Origin of the sequence: Halomonas sp. Cn5-12 (assembly GCF_021532545.1) — a bacterium.
In the GTDB taxonomy this organism is placed as follows: Bacteria; Pseudomonadota; Gammaproteobacteria; order Pseudomonadales; family Halomonadaceae; genus Vreelandella; species Vreelandella aquamarina.
This window is the reverse complement of record NZ_JAKGAY010000060.1, coordinates 1-6474: the sequence shown is the minus strand read 5'-3', so window position 1 is coordinate 6474 and position 6474 is coordinate 1. Positions and strand designations below refer to the sequence as shown.

General features: G+C 55.2%; 6 protein-coding genes and 1 pseudogene. 3 read left to right on the top strand and 4 right to left on the bottom strand.

Annotated elements, in window-relative coordinates:
• Window positions 1-161 (top strand): annotated as a pseudogene (locus L1249_RS17025) (ISL3 family transposase); the annotation flags it as partial.
• Between the two features lie 173 nt (window positions 162-334).
• On the top strand, window positions 335-538 hold the full coding sequence (locus L1249_RS17020) for a cold-shock protein (RefSeq protein WP_044630763.1): 204 nt from the start codon (window positions 335-337) through the stop codon (window positions 536-538).
• 62 nt (window positions 539-600) lie between these two features.
• On the opposite strand, the gene L1249_RS17015 is transcribed toward L1249_RS17020, so the two are convergent.
• The 4 genes from L1249_RS17015 to L1249_RS17000 all read right to left on the bottom strand — a co-directional run bounded on the left by L1249_RS17015 (window position 601) and on the right by L1249_RS17000 (window position 5538).
• Window positions 601-1314, bottom strand: a complete 714-nt coding sequence (locus L1249_RS17015) for a hypothetical protein (RefSeq protein ID WP_228169076.1) — start codon at window positions 1312-1314, stop codon at window positions 601-603.
• Between the two features lie 30 nt (window positions 1315-1344).
• Window positions 1345-2304: a lipid kinase YegS gene (gene yegS, locus L1249_RS17010; protein WP_058576428.1), complete on the bottom strand. Its 960-nt coding sequence runs from the start codon at window positions 2302-2304 to the stop codon at window positions 1345-1347.
• A gap of 40 nt (window positions 2305-2344) precedes the next feature.
• On the bottom strand, window positions 2345-4975 hold the full coding sequence (pepN, locus tag L1249_RS17005) for an aminopeptidase N (RefSeq protein ID WP_137093428.1): 2631 nt from the start codon (window positions 4973-4975) through the stop codon (window positions 2345-2347).
• A gap of 77 nt (window positions 4976-5052) precedes the next feature.
• Window positions 5053-5538 (bottom strand): YajQ family cyclic di-GMP-binding protein, encoded by a 486-nt coding sequence (locus L1249_RS17000; protein ID WP_044630767.1) that lies wholly within the window; start codon window positions 5536-5538, stop codon window positions 5053-5055.
• Window positions 5539-5747: 209 nt separating this feature from the next.
• Between L1249_RS17000 and cobO the strand changes: the two genes are divergently transcribed.
• A complete protein-coding gene (cobO, locus tag L1249_RS16995) occupies window positions 5748-6347 on the top strand; it encodes a cob(I)yrinic acid a,c-diamide adenosyltransferase (protein ID WP_044630768.1) in 600 nt (199 codons plus the stop codon).
• Window positions 6348-6474: the final 127 nt, after the last annotated feature.

Sequence of the window (6474 nt, the reverse complement as noted above, 5' to 3'; positions counted from 1 at the left end):
ACTCCTTCGAGGTGATGCGGGCACGAATGCTCTACACCACGAAGCACAAGAAGAAGGCACCGACTGCGAAGGTCTCTCCTTTCTACAAGAAAACCATCGGTTACGGACTGCCGGACTTCGCAGAGGAGCTCAACTACGGAGTCGATCTATCAACCATCTGAGGGTGGTATCAGATTGATGGGGTGAAGGTGCCCCATCAACCATTAAATCCGTATACCCAAAAAATCTTAACCACGTCACTACTGGACGTGCTGATTATTTGCTTCTAAAGTGGATTTGGTAGGTAGGCAATGAGCCACCTGCTCAATCATTAAGCACGTTAAGGATATGAACGATGGCAACTGGCACTGTCAAGTGGTTCAACGACACCAAAGGTTACGGCTTCATCTCTCCCGATGACGGCGGTGACGATCTCTTTGCCCACTTCTCCGAAATTCAAGCTGAAGGTTTTAAGACCCTGCAAGATGGTCAGAAAGTCAGTTTCGAGGTGACTCAGGGTAAAAAAGGCCTTCAGGCCTCCAACATTCGCGTTGCTTGAACCGCACCGAATGGATAAAGGCCCGGAATACGGGCCTTTTTTTATAGGTTGGGGTTTACTTCTTAAGACGATGTATCCAACGTGTCATCCGAGGAGCTTTCGGCCTCTTGCGCTTCGCTATCGTCACTGCTGGGGCGCTCACTCTCCAAGGCTTGGAACTGCTCTTCTAGGCGCTGCTGGGCCTCTTCGAATTGACGTTCGGTATCTTCGATGAGCGCATCCACATCTTGCGCTTCTAACCCACCTTCCACGGAAGAGCCTTCGGGTAAACTGCTTTCGCGCTCCCAGCTTGGCTCGATGGGATCGTTCTCCATGGGTGCCAGTTCGGGCGACTGCTGCTCGATTTCTTGAAACTGTTGCTCCAACTGACGCTGTGCCTCTTCGAAACGACGCTCAGTCTCGGCAATCACGTCATCGACATCAGAACGCGTGGTTTCACCCGGCATTGCGCTGGCTTCGTCAAGGGCTTCGCCGGGGTCGGCGGCCAGCGTCTCTTCGTCCGCCTGCAGGGGCTCCGAAGTTGACTCACTGACGGTGGAAGACAGGTCTTCCTGAACATTGGAAGGCTCAGACGCCTGACGTTCAATGTCGTCTTCCACCTGGGAGGGCGAAGGAGCATCGTCACTACTGGTGTCAGGTGCAGCGGCTGGCGTCTCACTGGGCTGCTCGGCCGCGCTCTCTTCCGGTACGACGTTTGCCTCTTCTTGACTGTCGCCGCAGGCACTCAGCAGTAGGGCCAAACTGGCCAGTAGCGGCATCCATACACGGTAGCTCATCGAGTCGTACTCCTTAATGGTTCGAATTCATTAGTGGCGGTCGTTGGCAGACAACAGCGAACAGCCTTCTGGTAAGCGTACCTTCAACGCTAGCGGGACGACTTCAGCGGTGAATCGTTGATAGCGTTTTGCCTCACCATCCAGGGTCAGAGGCCAAGGTTCATCATCGGACCGAGTGGTAACGGTCAACTGGCTGGCAGTGAAGTAGCGCACATAACGCCCTTCTGCGGGGAACTGCTGTAGCTCGCCGAGCAGCGCAGGGAGCTCCGTCACCGAATGAAAATCTTTGACTAGCAGAACGTCCAATCGCCCATCATCAAGCTTGGCACGAGGGGCCAGCACCTGCCCCCCACCCGATTGACGCCCATTGCCCAGTGCCAGCAGCAGCAGTGACGCGGCCTGCTCATGATCGCCCCAGTGCAACGTGCCGCGATAACTGCGATGCCGCCACGCCTTGAGCGCCCCCATCAGTGAGTAGGCTCCTCCCCCTAACATGCGTTTTAACGTTTTGGGGGTAGAGGAGGTAATTTCTGCGCCGAAACCACCAGTGGTCATATTGATGTAATAGCATACCGACGGTTCGCCACTGGTTTCTGCTGTCATACGAATCACATCGATGGGCGCAGACGGCAAGCGAACGGCATCCGCCAGTGCGCGATCCGGCTTCAAAGGTAACCCCACCGAAGTGGCAAAATCATTCGCGCTGCCCATCGGCACCACGCCCAAGCTCGGACGATGGTCATGGGGGATGCGCATTAGCCCGTTAACCACTTCGTTTACCGTGCCATCGCCGCCACAAGCAATCACACTGGTAGCTCCTAGTTCAACGGCTTGGGCCGCAAACTCGGCGGCATCGCCACCTTCCCAAGTAGCGCGAACAATCATCGGCGTCCCTGCCTTGCGCTGCGCTTCAACGGCCTCGCGTAGCGCCGGATTTCCGGCAGACTGACCGTTAATAATCAGTAAATAACACTGCTGTGAATCTGTCACCGGTGTCTTCCCTCTCCATGGTTAATTCACTGGATGCACGTTATGCCAGCGCTTTCTCGACCACCTCGAACACGTTGGACGACAGCGGTTCTTGTTTGATCCGCTCTAGCTCCGCACGCATTAACTGCTGACGCGCTTCATCAAAACGCTGCCAGCGGGTTAAGGGGGTGATTAACCGCGCGGCAATCTCTGGATTCAGGCGGTTTAGCTCAATCACCACATCTGCCAACAGCGCGTACCCTTTGCCATCCAAGCGATGGAAATTGACCCGATTTTGCGCAAAGGCACCTACTAACGCACGCACCTTGTTGGGGTTCTTGATGGAGAACGCTGGGTGCTGCATTAGGTACTTTACGCGCTCCAATACGTCCGGCTGAGGGCGCGATACCTGAATCGTAAACCACTGATCCATCACAAGCGGGTCGTGTGCCCACTTTTCACCAAACGCTTTCAGCGCGGGGTTAGCCAAATCATCACGGTCGCTGTGTACTAACAGTGTCAACGCATGGCGTACATCGGTCATATTATGATCAGCGGCAAACTGCGCTTCACAAAGTGCCACACTCTCGTCGTCCTCAATGGACATTAAGTAAGATAGCGCTATGTTTTTGAGACTGCGCTGGGCAATTTGTTCAGGCGTCGGTGCATAAGGTTCGTCCGTGCCATTCTCCTTATACACGGCGATAAACTCATCACGTAGCGCCTGGGCCAAGGATTGACGTACAAACTCACGCGCGGCGTGGATCGCATCCACATCCACAATTGGTTGCTGCTCGGCAATATAAGCTTCCGATGGCAGCGTTAGCATCTCTGCCAGCACCGCTTTGTCATCCATCGACGACGTCAACAGAACCCTAAACGCCTCAACGACCCGGCTATCCATGACCTTCTCTACCCCGTTGCGGTGGGCGGCGATCAAGTCATCCAGCGCCAACAGTGCGAGCCTTTGCCCCGCGTCCCAGCGGTTGAAACCATCGCTATCGTGGGTCAGTAAGAAGGCCAAATCTTCGCGAGAGTATGGGAAGTGCAGTTTTACTGGGGCGGAGAAGTCGCGCAGCAGCGATGGAACCGGCGCCTCTGCCACATCGGTGAAAATAAAGGTTTGCTCATCGTCGGTGAGGTGAATCACAGCATCCTTGCCCAGCTTTTCCCCCTTTAGGGTGAGAGTAAGGTCCTGGCCGGACTTTGTACCCACTAAGCCCATGCGCACAGGAATATGCAGCGGCTGCTTGTCGGGCTGGCCGGGAGTGGCGGGGGTACGCTGGCGCAGCGTCAAATGGTACTCGGCGTTGGCGTAGTCGTACTCACCGTGGGCATCGATTTCCGGCGTGCCCGCCTGGGAGTACCAGCGCATGAACTGGCTTAAATCGATGCCCGATACCTCGGCCATGCAGCCCACGAAGTCTTCGATCGTCACGGCCTGACCGTCAAAGCGCTCGAAATAGAGATCCGAGCCACGGCGGAAGGCCTCCCAGCCCAGCAGGTTACGCAGCATGCGCACAACTTCCGCCCCTTTTTCATAAATGGTCAGGGTGTAGAAGTTGGTGATCTCGATATAGTGATCCGGACGAACCGGATGCGCCGTGGGACCTGCATCTTCGGCAAATTGCGCGGTGCGGAAAAACGAGACGTCTTGAATGCGCTTGACAGGGGCTGAATTGATATCCGCAGAAAAACACTGATCGCGGAATACCGTAAAACCTTCTTTTAGCGAGAGCTGGAACCAGTCGCGGCACGTCACGCGATTCCCCGACCAGTTGTGGAAGTATTCGTGGGCCACAATGCTTTCGACATTCTGAAACGCCGCATCGGTGGCGGTATTGGGGTGGGTCAGCACGGCAGCGGAGTTAAAGATGTTTAATCCTTTGTTCTCCATCGCCCCCATATTGAAGTCATTCACCGCCACGATCATAAACAGATCTAAGTCATACTCGCGGCCGTAGGTCTCTTCATCCCAAGTCATTGCCCGCTTTAGCGAGGCCATGGCGTGGTCGGTCTTATCGAGATTCTCTTGTTCCACCCAGAGCTGTAACGTCACGTTACGGCCACTCATGGTGGTGAAGTGATCTTCGACCTTGGTTAAATCTCCTGCCACCAGCGCAAAAAGATAGCAGGGCTTGGGGTGCGGATCTTCCCAGGTCACAAAGTGCCGGCCGCTCTCTAAGGTGCCCTGATCAACTGGGTTACCGTTCGCCAACAGCACTGGCTCCCGCTGCGCATCACCTATCACGGTGACCTTAAACGTGGCCATGACATCCGGGCGGTCAGGGTAATAGGTGATACGGCGAAATCCTTCCGCTTCGCACTGCGTGCAGTACATGCCGTTCGATTGATACAGCCCTTCTAAGGCAGTGTTACTGCTAGGAGAAATCTCGACTTCGCTCTCCAGGGTAAACGCTGCCGGAACACTGGGAATTGTGAGCGTCTCATCGGTGAGCTGGTAATCGGCCTCAGCGAGCGCCTGGCCGTTGATCGCGAGCGCGTGCAGCGTCAGGTGTTCGCCGTTCAGCACCAGCGGCGTAGTTTGTTCAGCACTGGCGTGGCGCTCTACGGTAAGGCGTGCTTTAACACGGGTCGCGGTGGGGTCAAGATCAAACGTCAGCTCGGTATGGGTCACTTGGTAGGCGGGCGGCTGATAGTCGCTTAAATAAACCGGCTGCGGATCAGACATAATGCGAAACTCCTGTAAGCTTTAAGTAGTCGAGTAGCGCAAACGCTGCGCTACTCAATGAATATTTCTTATAATCGTTAATCGCGGAAATTATCAAACTGCAGCGGCAAATCAGGCCCTTCTTCACCGCGCAGTAGTGCCATCACACTCTGCAAATCATCGCGCTTTTTACCCGTTACGCGCACCTTCTCGCCCTGAATTTGAGCCTGTACTTTCAACTTACTGCCTTTGATACGCTTTACCACATCTTTGGCTTCTGCTTGGTCGAGGCCCTGCTTGAGCTCTACTTCCTGGCGCGCCTTCACACCAGACAGCACCGCGTCTTTAACGTCCATGCAACGTGCGTCGATACCGCGGGCAATCAGTCGGTTACGCAGCACGTCCAGCATTTGCTTGAGCTGGAAATCTACTTCGGCCTCAAGCAGCACCTTATCGCCTTCCAACGTGAAGCTGGCATCAACGCCTTTAAAGTCAAACCGTGACTGGACTTCACGGTTTGCTTGGTCAACCGCATTGGCGGCTTCGTGCTGATCGAATTCTGACACGATATCAAATGAGGGCATGACACTATTCCTGACAAGACATGACCCACCATTCTAGAGCAGCAAGCCCCCAACCGGCCAATTCTCTTAGAAAAAGCTGGACAAAAACTCTGCAAGCCGGTCACATCAAGCTTAAAAGCTATACAAACACCTCTCAGGGCGATGTTAAATTGTGCGCCTCTGTCGTAACCTGCTGACATAGCCCTGTACTCTTTCAACGAGGAGAGACCATGAGTGATCGCGATACCCGCCATAAAGCATCGATGGAAAAACTCAAAGCGCGAGTGGACGAAAAAGTCGCCAATGCCACCGAGCAGCGCGGAATGCTGCTCATCAACACGGGCAACGGAAAAGGCAAAACCACCGCCGCCTGGGGCACCGTCACGCGCGCGCTGGGTTATGGCTACAAAGTAGGCGTGGTGCAGTTCATCAAGGGGTTATGGGAGTGTGGCGAGCGCAATCGGCTGGAAGCCGATCCTCATTTGAGCGTCGCTATCATGGCAACCGGCTTTACCTGGGATACGCAAAATCGCGAAGCGGACACCGCCGCCTGTCAGGAGGTCTGGCAAGAAGCGCAGAAAATGCTGGCAGACCCCGAGATGTATCTCGTGGTGTTGGACGAACTCACCTACATGCTGAAGTTTGGCTATCTCGATATCGCCACGGTCAAACAGGCGCTACTGGACCGTCCGCAGGAACAAACCGTGATCATTACCGGGCGAAATGCCCACCGTGAGCTGGTGGCCATGGCCGACACCGTGACCGACATGCAGGAGGTGCGACACGCTTTTAACAACGGCCTTCAGGCCCGGCGAGGCATCGATTTCTAAGATCGAGTAGGAGGGGGAGTCGCCTCCCCCGTCCTCTCACACCACCGGGCAAACGGATCCGTACCACGGCGGTTCCTGTCCCCCATTATCGGGCTGAGCTTCGTTCCGCTGAATTCGCTCGCCTGTG